The sequence below is a fragment of the Vibrio mediterranei genome, assembly GCF_900088415.1.
In the GTDB taxonomy this organism is placed as follows: Bacteria; Pseudomonadota; Gammaproteobacteria; order Enterobacterales; family Vibrionaceae; genus Vibrio; species Vibrio mediterranei.
In genome coordinates this window covers 71,761-96,794 of sequence record NZ_FLLQ01000005.1, presented here as the reverse complement: position 1 = coordinate 96,794, position 25,034 = coordinate 71,761, and the positions used below count along the sequence as shown (strand labels likewise).

The following is a 25,034-nucleotide window of genomic DNA, read 5'->3' as shown; positions in this document are numbered from 1 at the left end:
TCTCTTTCTCTTGTTTTATTTTAATTTTGCTTCGAACTAGACATTACTCACCGAGATAGAAGAACTCGGACATACAGAAACACACGCTCCACATCCGTTACAGTCCCCTAACTCTAATTGGGGTAAAGCGACACCGCCCACTCTTAACTTGAAAGTGATAGCCATAGTTTCACAACTATCACCACAACTACGGCACTCGATGTTGTTTTGCGCTAAACATTGGGTGTCGATCTCTGCTTTTGCGTTCCAAGGTGTGGCGTCTCTCTCATTAAATATAGGCTCTGGACAGATTTCTGCACACTTGTAACAAAACGTACATTCATCAATTGAGAAGTTGACCGCAGGATAGCCACCATCACCGCTCTTGATAATTTGCGTTTCACACACGTTAATGCATTTACCACAACGAGTGCATTGGTCGGTGAACGTTGCTAAATCCTTTACCCAAGGGAGCCTAGCTTGTTTAGTATTGATCTGCTTTCTTGTGAAAAAGCGACGCTTGGAAATATCAACCATTCATCTCACCAATAAAAACTGTCTACAGAAAGTCTAGTTCAAAAAATCTGTTAACAATCTTTAATTTACATTCATATAAATTGTAAGTTTGGACATAATTGGATAAATACCTCTTAGGGGTTAAATAGGGGCCATCCTTGTTTTGGATCAATAAATTACCGACAATAGATAGCGATAGTGTGAGTCCGGTTTTCGGTACTTATGAATAGATGGAAACAAGTGAAGTGAGATTAGTGAGTCATGAAGAAGCCGAATAAATCTGTAACCGGCACAATAGCGAAAGCAATGATACTCATCTTGTTGCTTTCCTTAGCAACAACGAACTTTGCTATTTTGACGTTAGCATCTAGTTTAAACGATGCTGAGGCCGTCAACGTTTCCGGTTCGATGCGAATGCAGAGTTATCGATTAGCCTATGATATGCAATCAGATTCGCCACTCTATTATTTACATGTCGAGCAGTTTGAGCGTTCCCTTTATTCTCCTTCAATGAAAGCCCTGCAGTCATGGGATGTACCTGAGAAAATCACGCAGGATTATTACAATCTCATTATCCGTTGGCATGAACTCAAATCTGTACTGTCCAGTGATGATAGAGAACAGTATCTATTGCTAGTCGCTGATTTTGTGGACCGTATAGACTTGTTTGTATTGGAGCTTCAAGAGCATTCCGAAAACAAGTTAATCCGTTTGGCATGGGCTGGCGGAGTTGGTTTAGGCGGAATTCTATTGGTGGCCGTGTATGTTGTATTGTTTGTAAGAAAGCAAATTGTTCGACCTTTGGGGCAGCTAATTTCTGCCAGTGAACAGATTCAGAATCGTTCGTTTGATGTTGAGGTTGATGTTCGTTCTGACAATGAACTCGGGATCTTAGGTAACGCATTTAGAAATATGGCCAAAGATCTTGGCAAGTTATATCGTGGATTAGAACAAGCGGTAAATGAAAAAACCCATAAGCTTCAACATGCACACCAATCACTGCAAGTGCTTTATCAATCGTCACAAGAACTAACAGCAACGCGAATTTCCCATGAGAACTTCCGAGCCATATTAACTTATATCTACAGTGTTGAAGGTATTTCTGCGGTAGAAATCAAAGTTTCTGAGGTGGAAGGTAATCCTTGGATTGCTACGGAAGGTACTTTCAATGGGAAAGCGGAACGGGTAAGGCCATTGCACTTGGATGGTGAAGAACTGGGCCAACTCAGATATCAAGTAGGCTTGCCTTGTCCAGATGAAAAATTAATAGATAACTTCGTTCAAATTTTATCGCGAGCGATTTACTACAACAAAGCTCAACGTCAAACCGAACAGATCATATTAATGGAAGAGCGGGCGACGATTGCCAGAGAGCTTCACGATTCACTCGCTCAGTCACTGTCTTACTTAAAAATTCAGGTTACACTACTAAACCGTTCTATTTCTAAGGAATTAACTGACTCGTCATCAAGTCGCTCTCAACTAGTGTTGAATGACATACGTGAGGGATTGGATAACGCCTACGTTCAGTTGCGAGAATTGCTGACGACTTTCCGACTATCGATTAAAGAAGGGACGTTTGGTGAAGCAATTACTGAGATGCTTCATCAATTGGATGAACAAACTGAGGCTGAGATAGAACTCGATAATCAAATGTCGTCTTTGGAGTTAGGAGCAAACGAACAAGTCCATATCTTACAACTTATTCGTGAGGCCGTACTTAACGCGATGAAGCACGCACAGGCCTCATTTATAAAAGTGACTTGTTTCGAAGATGAAAATGCCCTTGTTACTGTTAAAATAAAAGACGATGGTGTAGGGTTCGACCAAAATATACAGAAATTAGACCATTATGGTATGAGCATTATGAAAGAGCGTGCAGCTCGACTTAATGCAGAACTTGCTATAAATTCCGCCGAAAACGATGGTTGTGAGGTGGTATTAACGTTTCAAAGAAGTAAGGAGCCACTAAGTGAGCGAATGTAAAGTCATGTTAGTCGACGACCACCCTTTAATGAGGCGTGGTATTGGACAGTTACTCAGCTTTGAAGACGATTTTGGGATTGTTGCGGAAGCCAGCAATGGCTCGGATGCAATTGCGTTGGCAAAAGAACATGAACCTGACTTGATCTTACTCGATCTAAATATGAAGGGTATGTCAGGTTTGGATACGCTCAAAGCACTAAGAGAAGATGACTTTCAAGGACACATTGTCATTCTTACCGTCTCTGATATTCCAGCGGATATCGATGCCCTAGTAAAAGAGGGAGCTGATGGGTATCTACTTAAAGATACCGAGCCAGATGAAATCATTGAACTGCTTCGTGGGCTGACATCAGGCAATAAAGCTTTCAGTTCTGCCATCGAGAAGTACCTTGAAGAAAGAGCCAATACCAGTGATGTTTTCGCGACACTGACTGAGCGTGAAATGCAGATTCTTCAAGAGGTAGCGAAAGGGTTTAGAAACAAGCAAATTGCCGATCGACTGTTTATTTCGGAGTCAACGGTTAAAGTGCATATGAAGAGTTTGCTGAGAAAGCTGCAAGTCCCTTCAAGAACTGCAGCCACCATTCTTTACTTAGAGCGCTTTGGTGAAATTAAGTAGCCCTATTAATCCTAATAGGATACGTATCGTCATCCTCGTGAAAACGAGGATCTCTCCTAGCGCGTAGCAAACTGAAATACACTTGTTTTTTGTGCAACCCGCTAATGAAGATTCCCTTTTTCAAGGGAATGACGATAGATTTTCCGGCTTAGTTATAGAGTTTCACCGTTAGATTCAATGACTTTTTGATACCAGTAGAAGCTGTCTTTTTTATAGCGTTTCAGTTCTTTTTCGCTTTCTTCATCACGGTCAACATACACGAACCCATAACGCTTCGCATAGCCGTTTAACCAACTGAACAAGTCCTGATAAGACCAAGTACAGTAACCAATAACTTCACAACCATCGTCAATCGCATCTCCAATTGCTTCTACGTGTGCTTTTAGAAAGTCAATGCGGTAGTCATCATGAACTTTGCCATCTTCCGTTAGTGTGTCATAAGCACCAAGACCGTTTTCGCTAATAAGAATTGGAAGGTTATAGCGTGATGTAATGCGGCGAAGGGCGACGCGCAGTCCCTCAGGATCAATGGCCCAGTTCCAGTCAGTCATTTTTAGATGTTCGTTATCAGCGCGTACGTAGTATTTGTCTGTTGGGATAGCCGCAACATCGGAAACCACAGAGACTTGAGCAGCATTACCTGTTTGAGCGGTCTCAGCCTTATTTTCTGGAGCTACAAACGTAGCGGACTGATAGTAGTTTAGTCCCATGAAGTCGCAGATACCGGCTTTTAGCAGCTCTTTGTCACCATCTTGAAAGTCGATATGAATACCAAGTCGTTCTAGAAGCTTTAGGCCAATCTTTGGATATGCGCCTTTTGCGTAGACATCCATCCAAAGCAAATCTTGGATTTCTTGTGCGTTTTCAGCCGCGATAACATCTTCTGGAGAAGCAGTTTTAGAGTAGGTCGGACTATAAGCGAAGCTCGCTCCGATCTGACCCGGTAGGCCCATTTCCTTAAATCGTTTTACCGCATTAGCATTTGCAAGACTTGCAATGTGGTTAGCATTAATAAAACGCTGATAATCGGAAACTTTTGGTGGATGGATTTTTTGAACATAACCAAGACTAGTAAAGATGTTTTGCTCGTTCATACAAACCCAGTACGGTACTTTTTCACCGTACTCGGTAAACAGGACTTCACAATATTTGGTAAAGTCAGCCAGAATCTTACGGCTTTCCCAACCTTGGTATTCATCTTGTAGGGCTTGAGGAAGATCCCAATGGTAGATTGTTAGGATCGGTGTGATACCACATTCGATAAGTTTATTAATAACGTTGTGATAGAACTCGATGCCTTTAGGATTAATAGTACGGCCATCAGGCATGATGCGAGTCCAAGCGACTGAAAAGCGATAAGCTTTTAAACCCATTTCGCGCATCAACTCAATATCTTCTTCGTACTTATGGTAGAAGTCGATCGCTACTTCCCCCGTGGTGTCTTTGAATGTGTTGCCAGGTACACGAGAGTAGACGTCCCAAATGGAGTCACCTTTACCGTCTAAGTTAGCTGCGCCTTCAATCTGATACGCCGCAGACGCACTGCCCCATAGGAAATTCTCTTGAAATGCCATGATTACTCCAGTTTTAAATACTAATCTCTTTAAAGTGATATTATTAAAACCATATGGTTTTACAAATATGTATGCTCAATATGGTGATTTTGATCACTTTTATTGGCGATTTATGATGGAGTTTAGACTAAATTAAATATGGTTTTGTATCGTTGCTTGTTTCTTGATACAGAAGGAAGTACCCTTGGGGCAAAGAGTAAAGGCAGGTTATTTGCCGATGTATATTGGATAGCATAGGCATTGATAAATGATTAAATATCAGGGCATTTATAGTGAAATGAAGACACGTATTCTTTCTGGAGAGTACTCGTCGGAGGAAAAGCTCCCAGATGGCAGATCGTTGGCCGCGGAGTTTGAATGCAGTGAAATAACCATCAAAAAAGCCATGGACTTCCTAGTGAAAGAAGGGCTGGTAGTACGTAAGCGCGGAGCTGGCTCATTCGTTAAACAAAAGCCTGATGCTGTATCTGACTCTCACTTACTTGGAACCAAAAAACGAGCCCAAGATAAGGGTAAAACTGTTCACACTCGCGTTGTTAAATTCAGTTCGGTGCCCGCAAATGCGTTGATAGCGGAAAAACTAAAATGCAACGTTGGCGATCCAGTTTATGACATAACGCGAATCAGAGTATTAGATGGCGTGCCATCAATCGTTGAGTATATCTATCTGTCCGCCAAAATTGTCCCTAGCTTAGCTATCGAACATGTCAAAGACTCGATATATGGCTACATATCTGACAAACTGAAGCTTACTATTCATAGCGCTAATTTACGCATCACGATTGTCAACGCTAACGTTGAAGAGGCGGACTACCTCAGTGTTCCTATAGGGGAACATCTAGTGAATGTGGCCCAAAATGCCTATCTAGATAACGGACAAATCTTCGAATATTCAGTGGCTAGGCACATTTGCGATAGTTATGAGTTCTCTACGACATATGTAAAGAGTGATACTCAGCTCTAACGTTTCCAATGTGATGCTCTGTCGATTCTTTGGACGTATCTTATCGTTGGTTTTTTGACCTATGCTTATCGTTACCCCTTCATAGAAAGTGTGGATAACAAGGATAAGCATTATGAGCAAACCAATAATTGCCGATAACAAGCCGATCAAGGTTGAGCTAGAGGGTGGACAAGAGCATTACTTTTGCACTTGTGGACGTTCAAAAAACCAACCTTACTGCGACGGTTCACATGCAGGAACGGAGTTCAAACCACAAAGCTTCAGTGCTGATAAATCGAGCGATGCGTATTTGTGTCGTTGCAAGCACTCAGCAAACCTTCCATATTGCGATGGCTCCCACAAACAGTTTAGTGATGAGCAAGTTGGTCAAGAAGGGCCTGGTGTGAGCCAAAAGGCGAGTGATGGGCCCGTTGCGGTGAAAACGAAAGAAGAACCAACAGTCGAACTCATACATCAACTTGCTCGTGAAGGGCTGTCTAAGCTTGGACATCATGGCCCAATGACGTCAATGGGTGTGCCTAGGCATTTGTTACCCCACTGGGATGACATACAAGTTATGGTTGCTCAAATGGCTACGAAACCTCTACTTGAAGACGTTGCCGTTGGGACTGAATTGGTCATTGGACCTAAGGCCAAGAAGCCGCTGAAGCTTAACATTCCTTTATTTGTTTCGGACATGAGTTTTGGTGCTCTGTCAGAAGAAGCAAAGGTATCATTAGCAACGGGGGCGGAGTTAGCCGGTACAGGTATTTGTTCGGGTGAAGGGGGGATGCTGCCAGAGGAGCAAGCGGCAAACTCGCGTTATTTCTATGAGTTGGCGAGCGCAGGGTTTGGCTACGATGAAAGTAAACTCAAATCGGTGCAAGCGTTTCATTTCAAAGGCGGACAAGGGGCGAAAACTGGCACCGGAGGCCATCTTCCCGGTAACAAGAATATCGGCAAAATTTCTCAAGTTAGAGGTATTCCTGAAGGAGAACCCGCTATCTCTCCTCCTACATTTAAAGACCTGAATACGGCTGAAGACTTTAGACGATTCGCTGACAGAATGAGAGAAGTTACAGGAGGTATTCCTATCGGGTTTAAATTGAGTGCAAACCATATTGAAGAGGACATTCAGTTTGCGCTTGATGCCAGTGCGGATTACATCATTCTCGACGGTCGAGGTGGGGGGACGGGTGCGGCTCCGGAAATGTTCCGGGATCATATCAGTGTGCCAACTATTCCAGCCCTAGCCAGAGCGCGGCGTTATCTGGATCAGCAAGGTGCGAGTGGCAGGGTTACGCTGATTATCACTGGTGGTCTTCGTGTACCGATGGATTTCGTTAAAGCACTCGCATTAGGTGCTGATGGGGTCGCGATATCAAATAGTGCAATGCAATCTATCGGCTGTGTCGCTGCGAGAATGTGTAACACCAATAATTGCCCTGCGGGCATCGCAACGCAAAAAGCCGATTTGAGGCAACGACTCAATGTTGAAAAAGCATCCCATCAATTAAAAAACTTCTTTGAGGCGTCGGTGGAACTCATGCAAGTGATGGCGAGAGCCTGTGGTCATGATGATTTGAGTAAGTTCAACAAACACGACCTTGCTACTTGGAATCATAATATGGCACGGCTTTCCGGCATTGCCTATGCTGGATATGAAGAGGGTTCAACCTAGTATCTAACGCCTTATTATTCAGCTGGACGAACTCATCATTTGTCCAGTTGAGTACCACACAGATCGCATACTTATATTTTTACTGTATATAAAAACAGTATCCATGCTAATCTTATACTGTCCAAGATAGTTAGATGAGCACACCATGGCACAACCCATCACTCTTAATCACCAACAACAGCTCGCCGTCGATTTTGGTATGCCAAAATCAGGCAATACGAGTAACCACTCACCGCTACTTATTATTGCTGGCGCGGGAACGGGCAAGACCAATACCTTAGCTCACAAAACGGCTCAGCTATTAGTTCAAGGTATACCGCCAGAGAAAATATTGTTGGTGACGTTTGCTCGCAGGGCGTCTGCTGAGCTCGCTTCTCGCGCGAATCGAATTGCAGAGCAGCAGCTTAATGAGCAGCGTAAACAATATCACCCAGTCAAGCTTGATTGGATGGGGACTTTTCATTCTATCGCCGCAAGATTGTTGCGTGAACATACTGCCCTTATCGGCCTCGAAAGTGATTTCACCATTATGGATAGAAATGACGCAGCGGATATGTTGGATGTGCTGCGGTTTGAGCTTGGCTTTACCAATACCGATAGACGTTTTCCAAAAAAGAAAACCTGTTTAGAAATATATTCTCGTTGCGTGAATAGCCAAACTGCTGTCGAAGAGGTTGTCGCGCAATATTTCCCACATTGTGCAGAGTGGAGCTCTGAGCTCAAGATATTGTTTGCTCAGTATGCAGAGCAGAAAGCGGAACAATTCTGTTTAGATTACGATGATTTGTTACTTTACTGCTTCCATATGGCTCAAGTGCCAGAGATAGCAAATAAAGTGCGAGCTCAATTCGATTACATATTGGTCGATGAATACCAGGATACCAACTTACTTCAGGCAGGCATGCTCAAAGCCTTCTTTCCTGATGGAAGAGGGTTAACCGTAGTCGGTGATGATGCGCAATCCATCTACGGCTTCCGAGCGGCGAGTGTCGACAACATTCTGGAATTTCCACAACAGTTTTCTCCGCCTGCAAAAGTCATTACGCTCACAACCAACTATCGCTCACATCAAGGTATTTTGGATTTATCCAATCAACTACTTAATGAAGGACAAGAAGGTTATAAAGTTGAGCTACATTCGGAGCGAAAACAAGGGCCTAAACCTCAACTTGTCACGGTGGAAGATGATGCTAAGCAAGCGGAATATATCGTTGAATCTATTCTAAGAGCGAGGGAAGAGGGCATTGAGCTGAAACGACAAGCTGTGCTATTTCGCTCTAGCTATCATAGCGACAGATTGGAACTTGAGTTAACGCGCCGTGATATTCCTTATGTTAAACATGGTGGCCTGAAGTTTCTTGAAGCCGCTCATGTTAAAGATCTTCTTTCTATTCTTCGCTGGGCTGATAATCCAAAACACACCATATCTGCTTTTCGAGTGTTGAAATTGCTTGCTGGTATTGGACCGAAAACCGCTAACAATATCATCGAGCATTTAAAGGCGCATCAATATCAGTTCAGTGCGCTGTCTGATTGTAAAGTCCCGATGTCGGCAAGAGTGGAGTTTAAAACGTTAGTCGAATCTCTACTCACGATAAACAGTAACGCTGTACCGTGGGCAGAACAATTGAGCCTTCTTGCAACTCTCTATAGCCCATTATTAGAACTGAATTACGATGACCATTTCGTTCGTTGGGGTGATGTCGAGCAGCTTGTAATGATTTCCGGTCAATACAGTACGCGTGAACGGTTCTTGACTGAGTTGACTCTTGACCCACCGCAGTCGACTGGTGATTTAGCAAGCAACCCTAAAATCGATGATGACTTTTTAATTCTCTCCACGGTACACAGTGCGAAAGGGCAAGAGTGGCAAAATGTTTATGTTCTCAATGTCGCTGATGGCAACTTCCCTAATGAATATGCAGTGGGCGACAAACGAGCGTTAGAAGAAGAAAGACGCCTACTGTATGTAGCCATGACGCGTGCTAAGCAAGAACTGCATCTCATGCAGCCGATGAAATATTGGGTACCTGAGCAACAGAGTTGGGGTGATAAGCATGTGTATGGGGGTAAGAGCCGTTTTATGACGGACTCGTTGTGTGAACACTTAAACCGAGTGCACTATCCGAAAATAGCACCGGATGCTCAGGATAAAAAAATCGCTGCGAAAGCGATTACCGATATCCGTAAAACCGTACTTGGAATGTGGAAGGACTAGGCGATGAAGACTGACTACCACAAACGACTACGACCGGTAATTCGTTATCTAGAAAGTCACTATGACAATCCTACAAATTTGGTACAGGTAGCAGAGAAAGCACATTTGTCACCGTACCATTTCCATCGAATATTCAAAGCAGTGGTAGGAGAGACGCTGAACGACTTTATTCGTCGATTGAGACTAGAACAAGCCGCTAACGAGCTGTTCTATAACAAACCAGACATCACCACGGTGGCATTAGATAGTGGCTTCGCGAGCTCTCAAAGCTTGGCAAAAGCCTTTAAAAAGTACTTTGGAATCACGCCAACGGACATTCGCAATTGCCGTGATATGGAGGAGTACGGCTGCTTGATGCGAAACAGCAAGATTGGACACAAGCTTCGCAATAATGGACACGAGAATAGCGAAGCCGACCTCTATACTGAAGCCGAATCAAAAACATGGAGCACAATGATGGATATTAAAACTTTTGAATCTGGTCAATTAGCTTACGTGCGAGTGACTGGCCCATACGGAGAAAACTATGAGCCTGCAATCGATACACTTTACACATGGGCAGGCCCAAAAGGTCTAGCTGGGAACACCAGTATCTTCGTTTATCATGATAACCCAGAGATCACCCCAGCAGATAAATGCCGAACCGATATTTGTTTGTTGGTTGAGTCAACTGTAGACGTATCTAACGGTGTCGAGTTGATGTCATTTGATGGCGGTAAATACGCTTGTATTCGCAAAACGATTACTGAAAAGTCGCAATATGGACCTGCGTGGGAAGAGCTGATGGGGCAAGTTGTTGAACAGCAGCTTGATAGTGACGATAGGCCCTGTTTCGAACTTTACCATTCCTATAATCTGGAAACGAATACAGCAGATGTGAGTTTCTGTACTGCAATCAAAGCATAACGTCATTTGTAAAAAGGCACGGACAGCAGTGTGAAGAGTTCGTGTCTCCCGTCTTTTTCTTCACTTTCCTCATTGACCTGTCTATAACTTTATAGTTTAAAGTGGTTAATCATCTAGACAGATAGAGGCATTGGATTTGTATCGAATCTCAGAGTTAGCAGCAATGGTCGGCTTGTCACGAACGGCTTTACTTTACTATGAAAAGCAAAAGCTGATTTCAGGTAGACGACTAGAAAACGGCTATCGTGTTTACAGCGATAAAGATGTACAGCGAGTCCGTTTGATTCAGAAGTTGCAGGCAGGTGGATTGACACTTAAAGAGTGTAAGGCCTGCTTAGAAGCTAAGGTGGATCGAGAGCTACTCAAGAACCGACTGCAAGTCCTACAACAAGAAATTGAGCAAAAACAGCAGTCGTTGCAATTACTCGCGGCGTTACTTGGGGAAGGTGACCTTAAAGCTTGGCATGGTGATTTGGACAAACTGGCTCCTGATGCTCACTTGGATTGGTTAATTAAGCAAGGGTTTAGCGAAAAAGACGCCTTGCACTTGAAATGGTTATCAAAAGATATGAACGAACACGACGAATACATGTCCGATTTTATGAAGGTTTTCCAGACATTAGAACGCTGGGGGCCAGGTAGTGAAGAGGACACTGCAAAGGCACTGAATTTACTACCGACGACGCCACGAAATATCCTTGAAATTGGTTGTGGTAAAGGTCTAGCCACAAAAGTACTGGCAGAGCAAAGTAATGCAGTTATCACTGCTGTTGATAATGAGTCGACAGCGCTCGAACGTCTTTCTGAACGTTTTGCTGAGCAAGGATGGCAAGACAGGCTCAAGACAGTTACTGCGAGCATGACCGAGCTACCATTCGACAAACAGAGCTTTGAATTGATCTGGGCAGAAGGAAGCGCTTACATCATGGGAATCGAAAAGGCTCTAATGGATTGGAAACCTTTGTTGAAACAAGAAGGGTATCTGATGGTGAGCGACATGGTATGGAAAACGACATCACCGAGTGACGAATCGAAACAGTTTTGGAGCCATGAATACCCAGACATTCAACTTGTTGAGACACGGTTAGCGCAAATGAAAAAGGCAGGTTATGAAGTGATCGATAACTTCGCGCTGAGTCAATCTGGGTGGATGAACTATTATGGTCCATTGGGTGAACGAGTTGTTGAAATGACGTCCGAAATGTCCAATAGACCCGCATGGAAAGATATTCAACACGAAGTCCATATTTGTACTCAATATTCTGATGAGTTTGGCTACCATTTATTCCTTCTAAAAAAGAGTAATTAATCTTTATTAGCAATAAGCTAATAGCGTATTTTAGTTATCTTCACCACTCTCCCAATAATCTTGCATGTTTTGCTTTAAAACGTGCAAGATTCTTATCTGCCTTTTTATATTTCATTTTTAAAAAATCTACTTATATTGAATCTAACTTTAGTAGTTAACGCATCGATAGGTTTTCCCTATCCTAGAAATAGGATAAGCCCAATGGTGTAAACGGCTGGAGCGCACTATAGTTTGCTTAGTAACGGCAAAGGAGGTGTTTCATGAAAGCGAACCCTTATAGTGATATGGTTTTTAGCTCATTTGGAGTTAAGAGTGTTGTTCGGACGGAGAACTACAACCAAGGCACGTTCGAGCATAACAATCGAAAAAGCGTTGGACGTTTAACTGACGACAACAACGAACGGAAGAGACTTGAAACGGAAGTCTATGGTTACTGGGATTATGATAGTGACTATATTATAGCGGTGTAACTCAAACCTCTACTAATAAATGGATGGTCACATTGTTTATATTTAGGTAGTTAATATTTGATTGAATTCGGTGTAATGAAATATTAATTACTAATAAATCCACAGTTGAAGCTGGGTAATTGCTTGGCTTCGCTTATTTAAAAATAGTGTGCTTGTCGTAATCGTTAAAAGTTATAAATAAAATCGGTGAAATATTATGAAGCAAGAAAATACAACTACTGGCAAATGTCCAGTTATGCATGGAGCAGTTACCTCTTCAGAAGGTTCTAATGTTGCATGGTGGCCCAACGCACTTAACTTAGATATTTTGCATCAGCACGATGCTAAAACGAATCCTCTAGGACAAGCGTTTGATTATCGTGAAGCGGTAAAAACGTTGGATTTTGACGCATTGAAGCAAGACGTAACAGCATTAATGACCGATAGCCAAGAATGGTGGCCGGCTGATTGGGGCCATTACGGTGGTTTAATGATTCGCATGGCATGGCATTCAGCCGGCTCTTATCGAATTGGCGATGGCCGAGGTGGTGCGAGTACGGGTAACCAAAGATTTGCCCCCCTAAACTCTTGGCCAGATAACGCAAACTTAGATAAAGCACGTCGCCTTCTTTGGCCAATTAAGCAAAAGTATGGCAACAAAATTAGCTGGGCTGATCTTATCGTTTATGCGGGTAATATTGCTTACGAATCGATGGGGCTAAAAACCTACGGTTTCGCATTTGGTCGTGAAGATATCTGGTCGCCAGAGAAAGATATTTACTGGGGCGCTGAAAAAGAATGGCTTCAAGACAGTAAAGGTGAAAACAGTCGATATTCTGGTGATAGAGATTTAGAAAACCCATTAGCTGCGGTCATGATGGGCCTTATCTACGTGAACCCTGAAGGTGTTGATGGTCAACCAGATCCACTCAAAACCGCTCAGGATATGCGAGTCACTTTTGCTCGAATGGGAATGAATGACGAAGAAACCGTGGCCCTGACGGCTGGTGGTCATACAGTTGGTAAAGCACACGGTAACGGTAACGCTGCCGAACTTGGCGAATCTCCAGAAGGAGCGGATATCTCTGAGCAAGGTTTAGGTTGGAACAACCATCAGTCTCGTGGTATCGGTCGTAACACTGTAACTAGTGGCATTGAGGGCACTTGGACTACACATCCAACTCAGTGGGATAACGGTTTCTTCGAAATGTTGTTATCACATGAGTGGCAATTGACTAAGAGCCCAGCAGGCGCATGGCAATGGGAACCTGTTGCGATTGATGAGGTAAATAAGCCGGTAGACGTAGAAGATGCAAGCATCCGATACAATCCTATGATGACTGATGCCGATATGGCGCTAAAAGTGGACCCAGAATATCGTAAGATCTCTGAACGCTTTTACAATAATCCAGAGCAGTTCTCCGAGGTGTTTGCTCGCGCTTGGTTTAAGTTACTCCACCGTGATATGGGACCATCATCAGTTTACATTGGTCCAGAAGCGCCAACTGAAGCGCTAATTTGGCAAGATCCTGTTCCTGCGGGCTCAACGGATTATGATATTGAAGACGTAAAAGAAAAAATCTTAGCGTCAGACTTAAGCGCAACGGAAATGATTACAACGGCTTGGGATAGTGCACGTACATATCGCCAGTCAGATAAACGTGGCGGGGCTAATGGGGCTCGAATCCGTCTAGAGCCACAGCGTGGCTGGTTAGGAAATGAACCAGAGAAACTGAATAAGGTTCTGCCAGTTCTTGAGCGTATCGCAGCCGCTACTGGCGCAAGTGTTGCTGATGTGATTGTGTTAGCGGGTAATGTGGGTGTAGAGCAAGCAGCAAAACTTGCTGGGTTCAATGTGAACCTATCGTTCGCTCCAGGTCGAGGTGACGCAACCATAGAACAAACTGACGTCGAATCTTTTGAAGTTCTAGAACCTCTTGCAGATGGTTTCCGAAACTGGCAAAAACAGCATTATGCTGCAACACCGGAAGAGATGTTGTTAGACCGTGCTCAATTGATGGGTCTAACCGCACCAGAGATGACGGTTCTCATCGGTGGGATGCGTGTGTTAGGTACTAACTATAACGGCAGTGCTCACGGTGTCTTCACTGAGCGTGTTGGAGTGTTGAGCAACGACTTCTTCGTTAATCTTACAGACATGAACTATCAGTGGAAGCCAACAGGCCGAAACTCCTATGATATCGTGCATCGTTCTAATGGTGTCGTGAAATGGACTGCGACGCGTGCTGACCTTGTATTCGGTTCTAACTCGATACTAAGAGCGTATGCTGAAGTCTATGCGCAAGATGATAACAAAGAAAAGTTTGTGACTGACTTTGTTGCTGCGTGGACTAAGGTAATGAATGCTGACCGTTTTGATTTGAAATAACCAAGATAATGTGGCCTTGCTAATGTGCAAGGCCACTTTCTTTTTTCACTTGTTCTCTACCCTTAATCATTCCAAAAAATTATCAAAATTATAATATTAGATAATTTCACCTACTTTCCCATTTGCCTTACTCTAGCGTCAGTTGGAAATAACCATATAACGTTGTTGGCTTGTTTTACTGCGCTAACAAGAGTTCTGCCGAGGGGTTACATGAAAGTTTTACACACCATGATTCGAGTAGTGGACTTAGAAAAGTCCATCAAGTTTTATTCTGAAGTGCTTGGCATGAAAATGTTGGATCGTTTCGAAAATGAAGAGTATCGCTATACGCTAGTCTTCGTGGGCTACGAAGGTCAAGATGCAGGTTCGACTATTGAGTTAACTTACAACTGGGATACAGACAACTATGACCAAGGCAACGCTTGGGGACATATTGCGATTGGTTGTGAGGACATTTATGCAGCGTGTGAGCGCATTGAGCAACTTGGTGGCAACATTACTCGCGCTCCGGGTCCTATGAAAGGTGGCGAAACGCACATCGCTTTTGTTAAAGATCCAGACGGCTATTCAATTGAGCTTATTCAAACGAGCAAATAGGGGTATCACAATGACAGATTCAATGTTTCAACCAATTCAGCTTGGTTCATTAACACTAAAAAACCGCATCGTAATGCCACCTATGACTCGCTCTCGTGCGACTCAACCTGGTAACTCTGCTAACGATATGATGGCCGAGTACTACGCACAGCGCGCGTCTGCTGGTTTAATCGTTGCCGAAGGCACACAAATTTCACCAATGGGACAAGGTTATGCTTGGACTCCTGGTATTTATTCAGACGAGCAAATCGCGGGTTGGAAAAAAGTCACTGATGCCGTACACGCAAAAGACGGAGCTATCTTTGCTCAGCTTTGGCACGTTGGTCGTGTCACACATCCAGACAATATTGGTGGCAAGCAGCCTATCTCATCTTCGGCTCTAAAAGCTGAAAACGTAAAAGTATTTGTGGATAATGGCTCGAACGAACCTGGCTTTGTTGATGTGGTCGAGCCTCGTGCGATGACAAAAGAAGATATTCAAGAAGTCGTTGGTCAATACCGTCAAGCAGCACTGAATGCGATCGAGGCTGGTTTTGATGGTATCGAATTGCATGGTGCAAACGGCTATTTAATCAACCAATTTATTGACTCTGAAGCAAACAACCGTGATGACGAATACGGTGGTCCAATCGAAAATCGTCTTCGCTTTTTAGATGAAGTCGTCGCAGCTGTCGTAGATGCGATTGGTGCCGACAAAGTAGGTGTTCGTCTTGCGCCATTTACTTCACTTAACGGCACAGTAGATAAAACGCCAATTGATACTTACACCGCTGCGGCTCGCGTATTGGAAAAACACCACGTAGTCTATATACACATTGCAGAAGTCGATTGGGATGATGCCCCAGACACACCAGCGGAATTTAAAACCGCAGTAAGAGAAGCGTACCAAGGTACGATCATTTACGCTGGTCGCTACAACCAAGAGAAAGCCGAAAAAGCACTGTCTGACGGTATTACTGATATGGTAGGTTTTGGTCGTCCGTTTATCGCCAACCCTGACTTACCGAGTCGACTAGAACACGGTTACCCGCTAGCAGAACATAATCCAAGTACTTTGTTTGGTGGTAACGAAGTGGGTCTATTAGACTACCCAGAGTACCACGCTTAATCGTTGTCTGTTGTATTTAAGCCCAAAGCGCCGAGCAGTGCTTTGGGCTTTTTTACTTTTGTGACAACCAAACGCAGCTTTAGTACAATCCTTTACTTGTTCATTTGCATTAATTTTCGTAGACCTAAGATCGATGAGTTTTACTGACATTCAAAGCAAGCTTGCTGAATTTGCCGCCATCGAACAGGTATTTGAGTACTTTGAGGTTGAGTTTGACAGTAAATTTGTCGAAGAGTATCGCTTACCTCTACTAAAACGGTTCAATGGCTACTTGATTATGCAAAAGCCAGAAGACTGGTTTGCTGCGCGACGAGTCCTTCGCAATGCCTACTGCAAAGTTCAAAGGGGACGACTCGATCCACATACTCGTTCAGCTTGTCGTGGGTGTACTTCCTGCATCAGACGATAATAATTATTTGTATCCCTTCCGAATGTCAAAAAGCTAATGCTTTGATAGTAATGTGTTTTATCTGACTTTGTTATTGATTAAATCAGACTAAATCCACTATTAAACTCTCCTCCATCGATCATATATCGGCTAATCCTTAAGATTCTCATCAACAGTTAATCACTACGAGAATTTATCCGATGAAATCAAAAAACCTTCTTTCCACCCTTGTTATGACAACGCTAATGTCTGGCTTTGTTTCAAACGCGGTCGCTGCTAACGCAAGCGATGGTGTACAAGACATGTCTGACCCTTTAGCAGTGTACACACAAGCGGGAGCAGGGCTGACGGATAAAGGCTTAAACGTAAAAATCGGTCGAGCTTATGACACCGGGAATGACGACACGATGGCGATGAACGTATTGGAGATTAAAGGCTTTGTCGGTAGCTCATTAGGTTGGTCTGGTACTTCAGAACGCGATGATTCTGTCGACTCAGTTCGTTTCCGTAATTTCACCATTAACACGACAAATGGCCTTGGTCGACAAATTGATTTGAATTACAACGTCGAACAAGAAGCATTGAACACCTCTTATAGTTTTATCCAAGCGCTACCTAAATGGGGTGGGTTACAACTTTATCCATTAGCTGGTGTCGGCGTTCAGGTCAAAAACGGCAAGTTTACTGGTGATAAAGTTGAACAGGTATCTTCAGGCCAAGTGAACCCAGACGACCAATACATCGGATATACCTTACCTGGCGTCTATGCCGTTGTTGGTGGCTATAGCAAATATTCAATTACAGACAAGTTGTGGGTTAACTATAACCCAATGTGGGTCACGCCTTTAGCGGGCTCGCAAGCTTGGACGGATGCAGGTTCTGTTTTTACTAATGAGTTTGTAGTTTCTTACCAGTTCACTCCACGTTTTAACGTTCGTTACTTTGCTAACTGGACGCATGATCAATCCTATTTCGATGGTGATCAACGTGTCGAGTTCAACTATCAGTTTTAGTCGAGTCGTTTTGAGAACGTCCACTAAGTAAGTTAAGAAGATTGTTTAAGTAGGCTCCAATGAAACTCGCTAATTCTTTATTTTTACTCTCACTAACGCTAATTGGTACTAGTGCTCAAGCTACATCTTTCACAGATCCAATTGATGGTCAGTTGGACATGGGAGACTACTTAGCGGAAAACGCGTATGGCTTCCTCCCTGTGCCCATTCTGATCACTGAACCTGCGGTGGGGTATGGCGGTGGAATGATGGGAGTATTCTTGCATGAATCTGATGCTCAAAAAAAGAAGCGTAAAGAATTAGCCCTAAAGTCACTTGATGGTGGAGCCAAGCTTCTTACTCCAGCGATTACCGTTGCAGGGGCGTTTGGTACTCAAAATGGTACGTGGGCGGGTTTTATCGGTCATAGGCATACCTGGAACAAAGACAGCATTCGCTATTTAGGCGGCGCCTTTTATGGTGACATTCATATGAATTTCTATGCTCCGTTTGCGAAAGATGACGCATCAGGTTTTGAAATGGGCATGAATGGATATGGTGTTATCCAGAAGTTGCAGTTTCGAGTGGGTAAATCACCCGTCTTACTTGGTGTGAGTCAAAAGTTCGTTTCCCCAGAACTGAGTATTGTGGAGCCAAGCAAAGCGAATCAGGTGGCTAATCGGTGGTTGAATATGACGCCGACGGTATCAGGTCTGGGGGCGATTGCTGAATATGACACCAAAAACAACTTCTTATATCCAACGGCAGGTGGAGATTATAAAGCGGAATACATGGTATTCAGTGAGCACCTTGGTAGTGACTACGACTTTCAAACATTTGCCGCAGAAGGCACACAATATTTCCCCGTTAGTCAAAAATGGAATGTGGCATTGAAGGGTAAGTACAACACTTTATCGACGGATGAGAGGTTGCTGCCTCCTCCGGCGTACCCTGATATCGAGCTTAGAGGTATTGCTAGAAATCGATATCAAGGCACTTCAACAGCTTCAATCGAATCACAGGTCACTTATAGCTTCACAAACCGCTGGTCGAGTTCGGTATTTGCCGGGGTTGGTTCTGCTACCGATGCGACTAATGAGCTATTTAGTGACGGAAATCACTACGCCTACGGAGTGGGCTTTCGTTATTTGATCGCTCGTCGTTACGGCTTAAAAGTAGGAATAGATGTCGCGAAAAGTGAAGAAGACAATGCGCTCTATTTTCAAGTGGGTACCGGACTTTAGGACCCAAATAACACCGTAATTATTATTAAACCAAAGCTTAAAAGGTAAGTATCATGAACATTCATTTTAACACACAAAGCATTGTTTTATCGGAAAGCATGCGTTCACATTGTGTCACCAAAGCGGACCATTTATTCGTAGTGCACCCACAGGCAACGGAGATTTTCGTCTCGATAATCCACCACCGCTCTTATGGGCAATATGATGTTGAGCTTAAAGTTCACACTGAGCATCAATGGTGTTTCGTTAAACACTCTGGTGATGAGTTCTACCATGTCGCGGCTGAAGCATTTTCTGCTATGACGCATAAACTTCAGAAACAAAAAACGAAAGCAAAAAGAGAGCTTAGAGATCATTCATTGGAGGTGGAGCACGATGAGTAGCCATAACTTAACCTATGACCTATTGGAGTGTGGTCGTTGTCGTCAACGTGTCATGCTTACCAGCAAAAGTCGCGGAGAGCTACAATGTTGTGGTTTCCCTATGCGCAATGTCACTTATGATCGACTTGGGCATTACTTGGATTTGTCACTAGCACAAAAATCATCATTGGCTCAATGCTTGAGTACCATCGAAAGTAAACTAGTGCAAAGTGATTCTTCCAATAAAGAACTGACTAATTTGAAAGAGCTAATTAACCGCCAACAGGCTGTAGCAGGCAAGTTCGCGCAACTATTAATGGGTATATCAGATGAGCCGACAAGTTTGTCGAAGTCTTTCATGAACGTCATTGATGACCTCTACCTTTCTTCGTTAAACCTTTATCCTAGCTTTTCTTTGGAAGCAAAAAGTGAAGCAAATATGGAATACGTAAGGCTTTTTGATGAGGCGACAGAGCTCGATAAGGAAACCATCGCGTTGTTAGAAGACACCTTGTATAGAGTAGAAAAAAGCCCTCAGTCCACACCATAATGCTGACTTCAAATAAACAGAAATCACTGACTCACCACGTGTAAAGACAGCTATAACTAATAGCTGTCTTTTTGTTTCCGCAATTAGTCATTCGTAATTTGATTTGAATGGACTATGTTTAATTTAGGCGAATCAGACAGATAGAGCGGAAATAATGGATCTAAATCTCCTTAAAACCTTTGACGCGGTTATTAAGTCGAAAAGTGTGAACGAAGCGGCCGAAGTTCTCAACATCACTGCTCCAGCGGTCAGTCATGCGCTTAATAGGCTTAGAGATGAATATCAAGACCCGCTATTTATTCGTCAGGGAAGAGGCATCGTACCTACTAATTTTGCTATTGAGCTTCACAACGAGATTCAAGAGCCGCTTAGCCTGTTGCTGAATGGGTCCAAATCACGTCAAGACTTTGAACCTGAGTTAAGCCAACGTACCTTTCGCATTTCTAGCCATAAAGACATCGACCTAATCGTTGTCCCCCCTTTGGTTCGCTATAAAAATGTGCATGCACCGAATGTCACCATACAGGCAGACATTGAACATTTGAATGAGCAAGACCGACACGACGACCTGAGGCGTCGTCGTGTGGACGTAATATTAGCGACGGTGCCATTAGAGGATAGGGGCTACAACAATGAGGTACTCTTTGATCAAGAGTTGGTGGTTACCGTAAGTAAAGATCATCCAAGGATACAAAGTGAATTGACGATGGAGGATTTTCTTAGAGAAAGCCATATTACTTGGAAAACTCAACGTCTTAATACCAATACACTGGACTCTGTAGCGATTGACGTCGCGCTTCCGCCACGACAAGTCGCATATTCCACGGGCTCTGGTGCGACGGCGTTGGTTATGGCTGCACAAACAGATTGGCTTGCTGTCAGTGGTCAATGGCAAGCGGAACAGCTTGCAGAGTCTCTCGGACTAAATGTCTTTCCAATACCATTTGAAACTCAGAAAGTTCCGGTTTACATGACGTGGCATCAGTCCCAAAAAAACGACAAAGGACATGAGTGGTTTCGGCAAGCGATAGTGTCATCGCTTGACCTGTAGACAGTAAAGCGACTTTACAAGATCTCAATTAGATAGCGACCTAACAGTGGTCGCTTTTTGGTGTGAATGCTGACGAAAAGTAGTTAGAAAATGACGGCAGTGAGTAAGGCTAGCAATAACACTGCTGACGAATAAAAGGTTAGTGCGAAGCCAAATGAGCGTGCTGGTGCGCCGTGCTTATAGCCAATTGCAAACAGGACTCGGCCTAGAAGGAAAAGAGCTGAGCATATTGGAACCGCAGAAAGCCAAAGGCTGGGCGCCAGTGTACTCCATGCAAAGTAGATGGGCAGTGCTATGACAAGTTGTTCAAGGGTGTTCTGTATGATGCTCTGTAAGATACGTGCTTGTTGTGAGCCTTGAGTGAGGCCACTACCATCAATATCCTCTGCGCTAAAAAAACGATGTTTAGCTAGTCGCCCAATGGATATGAGTAGAAATAACGTTGGTAGAATAAACGAGTAAGACAGAACTTCGAAGCGATTTGTATTGTCATCAAAACTCAATGGGTTTGAATAAATCGCATAGCCTATGGATGCCAATGAAAGGAACAAAGCCAGCCCCATGCCTTTGGCTACGCCTTGCTGTTTGGTTGAAAGTGCCATTAAGTCGCCCTTCTATGTAATTATGAAGGGCTGAAAACAGCCCTCTCTTTGTGATTGAAGTCGTGTTGGGTATATATGTCCCTGAATAATAAAGTTAACCTTCAAATAACCAGTTCTGCCAACTTTGCATTCTTAAAATCACTTTACGGACAATACTGAACATCTCCCATTTAGGTGAATAAACCGCAACATGAGCATCAGTGCCTGAAGGTATTGGCATACCTTGCAAAAGTGACGGGTTGTCCAATTCAACTTTTACTAAGATCCTACCGTTATGAGGTATCTGTTCTGGATACTTCATGATGCCAGATGGAGTGATTGCACCTTGAGCAAATATATCGTTTACCTGTACCACATGGGCTTTATACGCGTGACCTGGAATAGTATTAAAGGTCACTTCTGCCGGATAACCAGCTTTAATATAGCGCGCAGGCGCTTGTTTAAACGCAGCAAATAGTTGTTTGTCTTCTTTATGTACGAACGTTAGATTACCTTGAAATGGAACAATACGGCTTTTCATGCCTGGGCGAAGTGCCACTTGAGTTACGTAGCCATCAGTAGGCGCTTTTACAGTAGTTTTCGCTAAGTTAAATTTCGCTAACTCTAACTGAGATTGATATTTGCTTTGGTTGGCTTTTTGTTCCAACAATTGAGTTTCGATATTGTCGATATTCTCTTGCGATGAAAACCCTTTCTTACCGAGTTTCTGGTAACGAACCAATTCTGATTCATAAAATTCAATGGCAGAAGATGTTCGTTGAATGTCGCTTTCTATACGGCTCACTTTATCTTGGAAAGGCGTTTTATCGATTTGATAAAGTGGATCACCAGCTTTCACCTGTTGGTTGCCTTTCACATAGACATCGGTAATTAACCCCTCTACTTGTGATGTGATAGGAGTCGTGACGCTGTATAAACGAGCCATACGAGAAACTGGTTGATACATCGCCATATAGAGAAAGATCCAACCTACGATAAATAACCCAATAACGCTGGCCGTTGTTAGCGTCCATTTATTTTTAGGCACTTTAAAAGCTTTAAATACAATAACGCAAAGTGCTGCGTAACTCAGGATGATGAGCGTTTCCATTTCGTTACTCCTTGATTGATTTTTCAAGAGCATCAATGCGTTCAACTAATGCTTGATATTGTTTATCGGAATGGGCTGAACGAGCCCCTAACCACTGTTGTTTATCACCGTCATACATGGTTGCCCATACCCAAAGCACAGGCCACATAACATGGAGGAAAAACAAACTAATCCAACCAGCAACATGAATCGCATCGGCATGTGGATGATTACGTTTTTTGGCAATCTCATAAGGAATATCGTGCAAAATGATCAATCCATAGATCAGGATTAGAAGCACAACAAACAAAATCGCCAGTGATGCATAATCTAGAGTGAGGTTCATAGTCTCCCCCTTAGTTTAAAACGTTGTAGCCGCGGCCAACCATGCACTGTTTCATGACACTATCAACATCGTGTTGATATTTGGCTTCACTGTATTGTGCTTCAGCACGGTGGTGGAGTAAGCCACCTACCAGACCAACCCCTGCACCAACTTTGGCGCCTTTAGAACCGTGGCCGCCGGCAATGGCTGTACCTGCTGCGCCTAATGATGCAGTGCGGGCTGTGCCTCCCACAACGTCGCGACCTAAACTATCGACTTGATTGCTTTGAACCTGGGTTGATAGTTGTTGGCATTCGTACATATCAGCGTTGTATTTTTCCATATCGACACCTTTGGTATCGACAATAACGTTAGCGAACGACGTCGCTGAATAGATGGCAGTAAATAAAATGAAAAGGCTGCTTTTGATGTTCATAATGGTCTCTCTAACTGTTTTTTCTAATAGTATTTCTGTCGTTAGAGTTGAACAAATAGCGTTCGTTAATAGTGGATTAAGTGTTATTCAACTAAGAAAAAGGTATTTGATAACATAAGGTTATGTTACCTAGTTTGGAAGTGAAGATGTTTAGATAAAGAAAAAGGCTCATAGCATAACTACTATGAGCCTTTTGATTAATAAGTCGTTTTATTTGTCATCAACGTTGACAAACATAAACGTCAACGCAAATGCCAGTGCAAACACACCAATCACGCCAAGAACCGCTTGAATGAAGTTTTGAGTACCGCTTGCTAGGTATGCAGGCAAACTAAATACTGAAGACAAAATGTAGCTCGTTAGATGCGTGTCGATAGTTACTGAGATCGCACCAACAATACCTGCTGCTAGGCTCGCCATGAACAGTGCTTTAGTGTACTTAGTCAACACACCAAAGAGTGCAGGCTCAGTGATACCAAGAATTGCAGTGATACCAGAACCTACGGTAACAGAAGACTGTTCTTTTGAAACGTTCTTACGCTGTTTATACCATACCGCCATTGTAGCACCCGCGATAGCGAGGTTACCCAAGCACATTATTGGCATAAGCAAGTCTTTTCCATACAGCGCGAAGTTATTCAAGCTGATTGGCGTCATGCTGTGGTGAATACCAAATACGATGGTGATTGGGCGAGTTAAACCAAATACAAAGCCAGTCAGTGTTGGAGAGATTTCTAATAGCGAGCTTACCACCCAACCTGCGCCATTACTTAACCACATGCCAGCTGGGGCAACCAGGGACAATACGATAGTTGAAGTGACCGTGAAGGCGAGTAGGGGAGTGAATACTGGCTTGGCGGATGAAGGGACGAATCGATCAACAAATGGTGTCACTTTTGAAAGTACCCAAACCGCTAAGATAGCAGGTACGATTGCGCCGCCATAGTTAAGCAGTTCGATTGGTACCACACCAAGTACAGTCAGCTCCGGAACGCTACCAGCGTCTTTGAGTAACGCCGCTTTTTCTACTAGTTTAGGCGCAAGCATGGCGGAAGACACAGCCAATGCAATGTATTCGTTTACTTTAAATACTTTAGCGGCAGAAAAAGACACTAACATTGGTAGGAAGAAGAATACAGCGGTAGAAATCGAACGGAAGAAGTACACTGTATCTGAAAATTCTGAAATAACGTTGGTCGCAATTAAACCAGAAAGAAGGCCCATCAACATACCCGCACCAGCAATTGCAGGAACCACAGGGCCAAAAATGCCCGCAACGATGCGCATTGCATTTTGGAACAGCTTACCTTTTTCAGCTTCAATCACTGGTTCATCACTGCTTTTGCTAACACCTGATAGCGCGTTGTACCACTTTTCTACATCTACACCGATGACGACTTGAGTCTGACCTTGAGCAAGAACCACCCCTTTGACCCCAGAAATGGCTTCTAGCTGCTCTTTCTTGGCAAGTGTCTCATCTGCTAACTTGAATCGAAGACGAGTCATGCAGTGAGTAATGTTGATGATGTTATCTTGGCCGCCAAGTGCTTGAACCAATATTTGTAGGTTGTCGCTAAAGCTATTCTTGTTACTCGATGCTTGAGCATTCAAGTTCACTTCATTATTAGTTTCAGTAAGTTGCATCTAAGGAGTCCCTATGTGCTTGCGTTATTTGTTGGGGACATAATATCCATCACTCATATTTACCCCAATCGGAAAAACAGAGACTTCCGTCACATTA

The 25,034-nt window shown here is 43.4% G+C and carries 24 protein-coding genes; 17 read left to right on the top strand and 7 right to left on the bottom strand.

Annotated elements, in window-relative coordinates; genetic code table 11:
- Positions 1 to 36: 36 nt before the first annotated feature.
- Entirely contained in the window at positions 37 to 516 is a 480-nt protein-coding gene (napF, locus tag VME0621_RS15335; RefSeq protein ID WP_062462051.1) for a ferredoxin-type protein NapF, read from the bottom strand.
- A 240-nt stretch (positions 517 to 756) separates the two neighbouring features.
- Between napF and narQ the strand changes: the two genes are divergently transcribed.
- Together narQ and VME0621_RS15325 are read left to right on the top strand one after the other, a co-directional pair.
- Positions 757 to 2,481 (top strand): nitrate/nitrite two-component system sensor histidine kinase NarQ, encoded by a 1,725-nt coding sequence (gene narQ, locus VME0621_RS15330; RefSeq protein ID WP_006069401.1) that lies wholly within the window; start codon positions 757 to 759, stop codon positions 2,479 to 2,481.
- A complete protein-coding gene (locus VME0621_RS15325; RefSeq protein WP_062462054.1) occupies positions 2,468 to 3,100 on the top strand; it encodes a response regulator in 633 nt (210 codons plus the stop codon). The genes narQ and VME0621_RS15325 overlap by 14 nt, the downstream gene beginning before the upstream one ends.
- Before the next feature lie 152 nt (positions 3,101 to 3,252).
- Here the strand turns inward: VME0621_RS15325 and VME0621_RS15320 are convergent, their stop codons facing one another.
- Complete coding sequence (locus VME0621_RS15320; RefSeq protein WP_038227121.1) at positions 3,253 to 4,674, bottom strand: glycoside hydrolase family 1 protein; 1,422 nt, start codon at positions 4,672 to 4,674, stop codon at positions 3,253 to 3,255.
- 247 nt (positions 4,675 to 4,921) lie between these two features.
- Between VME0621_RS15320 and VME0621_RS15315 the strand changes: the two genes are divergently transcribed.
- The 15 genes from VME0621_RS15315 (at position 4,922) to VME0621_RS15245 (ending at position 20,861) form a co-directional block, all read left to right on the top strand.
- Positions 4,922 to 5,638: a GntR family transcriptional regulator gene (locus tag VME0621_RS15315; protein ID WP_006069404.1), complete on the top strand. Its 717-nt coding sequence runs from the start codon at positions 4,922 to 4,924 to the stop codon at positions 5,636 to 5,638.
- 112 nt (positions 5,639 to 5,750) lie between these two features.
- Positions 5,751 to 7,298 (top strand): glutamate synthase-related protein, encoded by a 1,548-nt coding sequence (locus VME0621_RS15310; RefSeq protein WP_062462057.1) that lies wholly within the window; start codon positions 5,751 to 5,753, stop codon positions 7,296 to 7,298.
- Between the two features lie 145 nt (positions 7,299 to 7,443).
- A complete protein-coding gene (locus VME0621_RS15305) occupies positions 7,444 to 9,516 on the top strand; it encodes an ATP-dependent helicase (protein WP_062462060.1) in 2,073 nt (690 codons plus the stop codon).
- Between the two features lie 3 nt (positions 9,517 to 9,519).
- Positions 9,520 to 10,422, top strand: a complete 903-nt coding sequence (locus VME0621_RS15300; RefSeq protein ID WP_006069407.1) for an AraC family transcriptional regulator — start codon at positions 9,520 to 9,522, stop codon at positions 10,420 to 10,422.
- Between the two features lie 136 nt (positions 10,423 to 10,558).
- A complete protein-coding gene (locus tag VME0621_RS15295) occupies positions 10,559 to 11,731 on the top strand; it encodes a MerR family transcriptional regulator (protein WP_062462062.1) in 1,173 nt (390 codons plus the stop codon).
- 260 nt (positions 11,732 to 11,991) lie between these two features.
- Complete coding sequence (locus VME0621_RS15290) at positions 11,992 to 12,201, top strand: hypothetical protein (protein ID WP_062462065.1); 210 nt, start codon at positions 11,992 to 11,994, stop codon at positions 12,199 to 12,201.
- A 196-nt stretch (positions 12,202 to 12,397) separates the two neighbouring features.
- A complete protein-coding gene (katG, locus tag VME0621_RS15285) occupies positions 12,398 to 14,569 on the top strand; it encodes a catalase/peroxidase HPI (RefSeq protein WP_062462068.1) in 2,172 nt (723 codons plus the stop codon).
- A 210-nt stretch (positions 14,570 to 14,779) separates the two neighbouring features.
- A complete protein-coding gene (gene gloA / locus VME0621_RS15280; RefSeq protein ID WP_006069411.1) occupies positions 14,780 to 15,166 on the top strand; it encodes a lactoylglutathione lyase in 387 nt (128 codons plus the stop codon).
- Positions 15,167 to 15,176: 10 nt separating this feature from the next.
- A complete protein-coding gene (locus VME0621_RS15275) occupies positions 15,177 to 16,274 on the top strand; it encodes an alkene reductase (RefSeq protein WP_062462071.1) in 1,098 nt (365 codons plus the stop codon).
- A gap of 133 nt (positions 16,275 to 16,407) precedes the next feature.
- Entirely contained in the window at positions 16,408 to 16,683 is a 276-nt protein-coding gene (locus VME0621_RS15270; protein ID WP_062462074.1) for a nitrogenase-stabilizing/protective protein NifW, read from the top strand.
- Positions 16,684 to 16,862: 179 nt separating this feature from the next.
- Complete coding sequence (locus VME0621_RS15265; protein WP_062462077.1) at positions 16,863 to 17,675, top strand: hypothetical protein; 813 nt, start codon at positions 16,863 to 16,865, stop codon at positions 17,673 to 17,675.
- A gap of 59 nt (positions 17,676 to 17,734) precedes the next feature.
- Complete coding sequence (locus VME0621_RS15260; RefSeq protein ID WP_038227111.1) at positions 17,735 to 18,898, top strand: BamA/TamA family outer membrane protein; 1,164 nt, start codon at positions 17,735 to 17,737, stop codon at positions 18,896 to 18,898.
- A gap of 53 nt (positions 18,899 to 18,951) precedes the next feature.
- Entirely contained in the window at positions 18,952 to 19,281 is a 330-nt protein-coding gene (locus tag VME0621_RS15255; RefSeq protein ID WP_062462080.1) for an HPF/RaiA family ribosome-associated protein, read from the top strand.
- Positions 19,274 to 19,810, top strand: a complete 537-nt coding sequence (locus tag VME0621_RS15250; RefSeq protein WP_062462083.1) for a hypothetical protein — start codon at positions 19,274 to 19,276, stop codon at positions 19,808 to 19,810. The genes VME0621_RS15255 and VME0621_RS15250 overlap by 8 nt, the downstream gene beginning before the upstream one ends.
- 154 nt (positions 19,811 to 19,964) lie before the next feature.
- Positions 19,965 to 20,861, top strand: coding sequence for a LysR substrate-binding domain-containing protein (locus VME0621_RS15245; protein WP_062462087.1), 897 nt, complete (start codon positions 19,965 to 19,967; stop codon positions 20,859 to 20,861).
- Between the two features lie 83 nt (positions 20,862 to 20,944).
- Here the strand turns inward: VME0621_RS15245 and VME0621_RS15240 are convergent, their stop codons facing one another.
- The 5 genes from VME0621_RS15240 to VME0621_RS15220 form a co-directional block, all read right to left on the bottom strand.
- On the bottom strand, positions 20,945 to 21,463 hold the full coding sequence (locus VME0621_RS15240; protein WP_006069419.1) for an MAPEG family protein: 519 nt from the start codon (positions 21,461 to 21,463) through the stop codon (positions 20,945 to 20,947).
- A gap of 94 nt (positions 21,464 to 21,557) precedes the next feature.
- Positions 21,558 to 22,553: an HlyD family secretion protein gene (locus VME0621_RS15235; protein WP_006069420.1), complete on the bottom strand. Its 996-nt coding sequence runs from the start codon at positions 22,551 to 22,553 to the stop codon at positions 21,558 to 21,560.
- 4 nt (positions 22,554 to 22,557) lie between these two features.
- Entirely contained in the window at positions 22,558 to 22,878 is a 321-nt protein-coding gene (locus VME0621_RS15230; RefSeq protein ID WP_038227107.1) for a DUF3302 domain-containing protein, read from the bottom strand.
- A 10-nt stretch (positions 22,879 to 22,888) separates the two neighbouring features.
- A complete protein-coding gene (locus VME0621_RS15225) occupies positions 22,889 to 23,293 on the bottom strand; it encodes a glycine zipper family protein (protein ID WP_062462090.1) in 405 nt (134 codons plus the stop codon).
- A 210-nt stretch (positions 23,294 to 23,503) separates the two neighbouring features.
- Positions 23,504 to 24,937: a PTS transporter subunit EIIC gene (locus VME0621_RS15220; RefSeq protein ID WP_062462093.1), complete on the bottom strand. Its 1,434-nt coding sequence runs from the start codon at positions 24,935 to 24,937 to the stop codon at positions 23,504 to 23,506.
- Between the last annotated feature and the right edge of the window lie 97 nt (positions 24,938 to 25,034).

Excerpts from the sequence above, each read along its gene's own strand:
- napF (WP_062462051.1), bottom strand. The coding sequence starts at position 516 with ATGGTTGATATTTCCAAGCGTCGCTTTTTCACAAGAAAGCAGATCAAT.
- narQ (WP_006069401.1), top strand. The coding sequence starts at position 757 with ATGAAGAAGCCGAATAAATCTGTAACCGGCACAATAGCGAAAGCAATG.
- VME0621_RS15320 (WP_038227121.1), bottom strand. The coding sequence starts at position 4,674 with ATGGCATTTCAAGAGAATTTCCTATGGGGCAGTGCGTCTGCGGCGTAT.
- VME0621_RS15315 (WP_006069404.1), top strand. The coding sequence starts at position 4,922 with ATGATTAAATATCAGGGCATTTATAGTGAAATGAAGACACGTATTCTT.
- VME0621_RS15310 (WP_062462057.1), top strand. The coding sequence starts at position 5,751 with ATGAGCAAACCAATAATTGCCGATAACAAGCCGATCAAGGTTGAGCTA.
- VME0621_RS15305 (WP_062462060.1), top strand. The coding sequence starts at position 7,444 with ATGGCACAACCCATCACTCTTAATCACCAACAACAGCTCGCCGTCGAT.
- VME0621_RS15300 (WP_006069407.1), top strand. The coding sequence starts at position 9,520 with ATGAAGACTGACTACCACAAACGACTACGACCGGTAATTCGTTATCTA.
- VME0621_RS15290 (WP_062462065.1), top strand. The coding sequence starts at position 11,992 with ATGAAAGCGAACCCTTATAGTGATATGGTTTTTAGCTCATTTGGAGTT.
- katG (WP_062462068.1), top strand. The coding sequence starts at position 12,398 with ATGAAGCAAGAAAATACAACTACTGGCAAATGTCCAGTTATGCATGGA.
- gloA (WP_006069411.1), top strand. The coding sequence starts at position 14,780 with ATGAAAGTTTTACACACCATGATTCGAGTAGTGGACTTAGAAAAGTCC.
- VME0621_RS15275 (WP_062462071.1), top strand. The coding sequence starts at position 15,177 with ATGACAGATTCAATGTTTCAACCAATTCAGCTTGGTTCATTAACACTA.
- VME0621_RS15270 (WP_062462074.1), top strand. The coding sequence starts at position 16,408 with ATGAGTTTTACTGACATTCAAAGCAAGCTTGCTGAATTTGCCGCCATC.
- VME0621_RS15265 (WP_062462077.1), top strand. The coding sequence starts at position 16,863 with ATGAAATCAAAAAACCTTCTTTCCACCCTTGTTATGACAACGCTAATG.
- VME0621_RS15260 (WP_038227111.1), top strand. The coding sequence starts at position 17,735 with ATGAAACTCGCTAATTCTTTATTTTTACTCTCACTAACGCTAATTGGT.
- VME0621_RS15255 (WP_062462080.1), top strand. The coding sequence starts at position 18,952 with ATGAACATTCATTTTAACACACAAAGCATTGTTTTATCGGAAAGCATG.
- VME0621_RS15250 (WP_062462083.1), top strand. The coding sequence starts at position 19,274 with ATGAGTAGCCATAACTTAACCTATGACCTATTGGAGTGTGGTCGTTGT.
- VME0621_RS15245 (WP_062462087.1), top strand. The coding sequence starts at position 19,965 with ATGGATCTAAATCTCCTTAAAACCTTTGACGCGGTTATTAAGTCGAAA.
- VME0621_RS15240 (WP_006069419.1), bottom strand. The coding sequence starts at position 21,463 with ATGGCACTTTCAACCAAACAGCAAGGCGTAGCCAAAGGCATGGGGCTG.
- VME0621_RS15235 (WP_006069420.1), bottom strand. The coding sequence starts at position 22,553 with ATGGAAACGCTCATCATCCTGAGTTACGCAGCACTTTGCGTTATTGTA.
- VME0621_RS15230 (WP_038227107.1), bottom strand. The coding sequence starts at position 22,878 with ATGAACCTCACTCTAGATTATGCATCACTGGCGATTTTGTTTGTTGTG.
- VME0621_RS15225 (WP_062462090.1), bottom strand. The coding sequence starts at position 23,293 with ATGAACATCAAAAGCAGCCTTTTCATTTTATTTACTGCCATCTATTCA.
- VME0621_RS15220 (WP_062462093.1), bottom strand. The coding sequence starts at position 24,937 with ATGCAACTTACTGAAACTAATAATGAAGTGAACTTGAATGCTCAAGCA.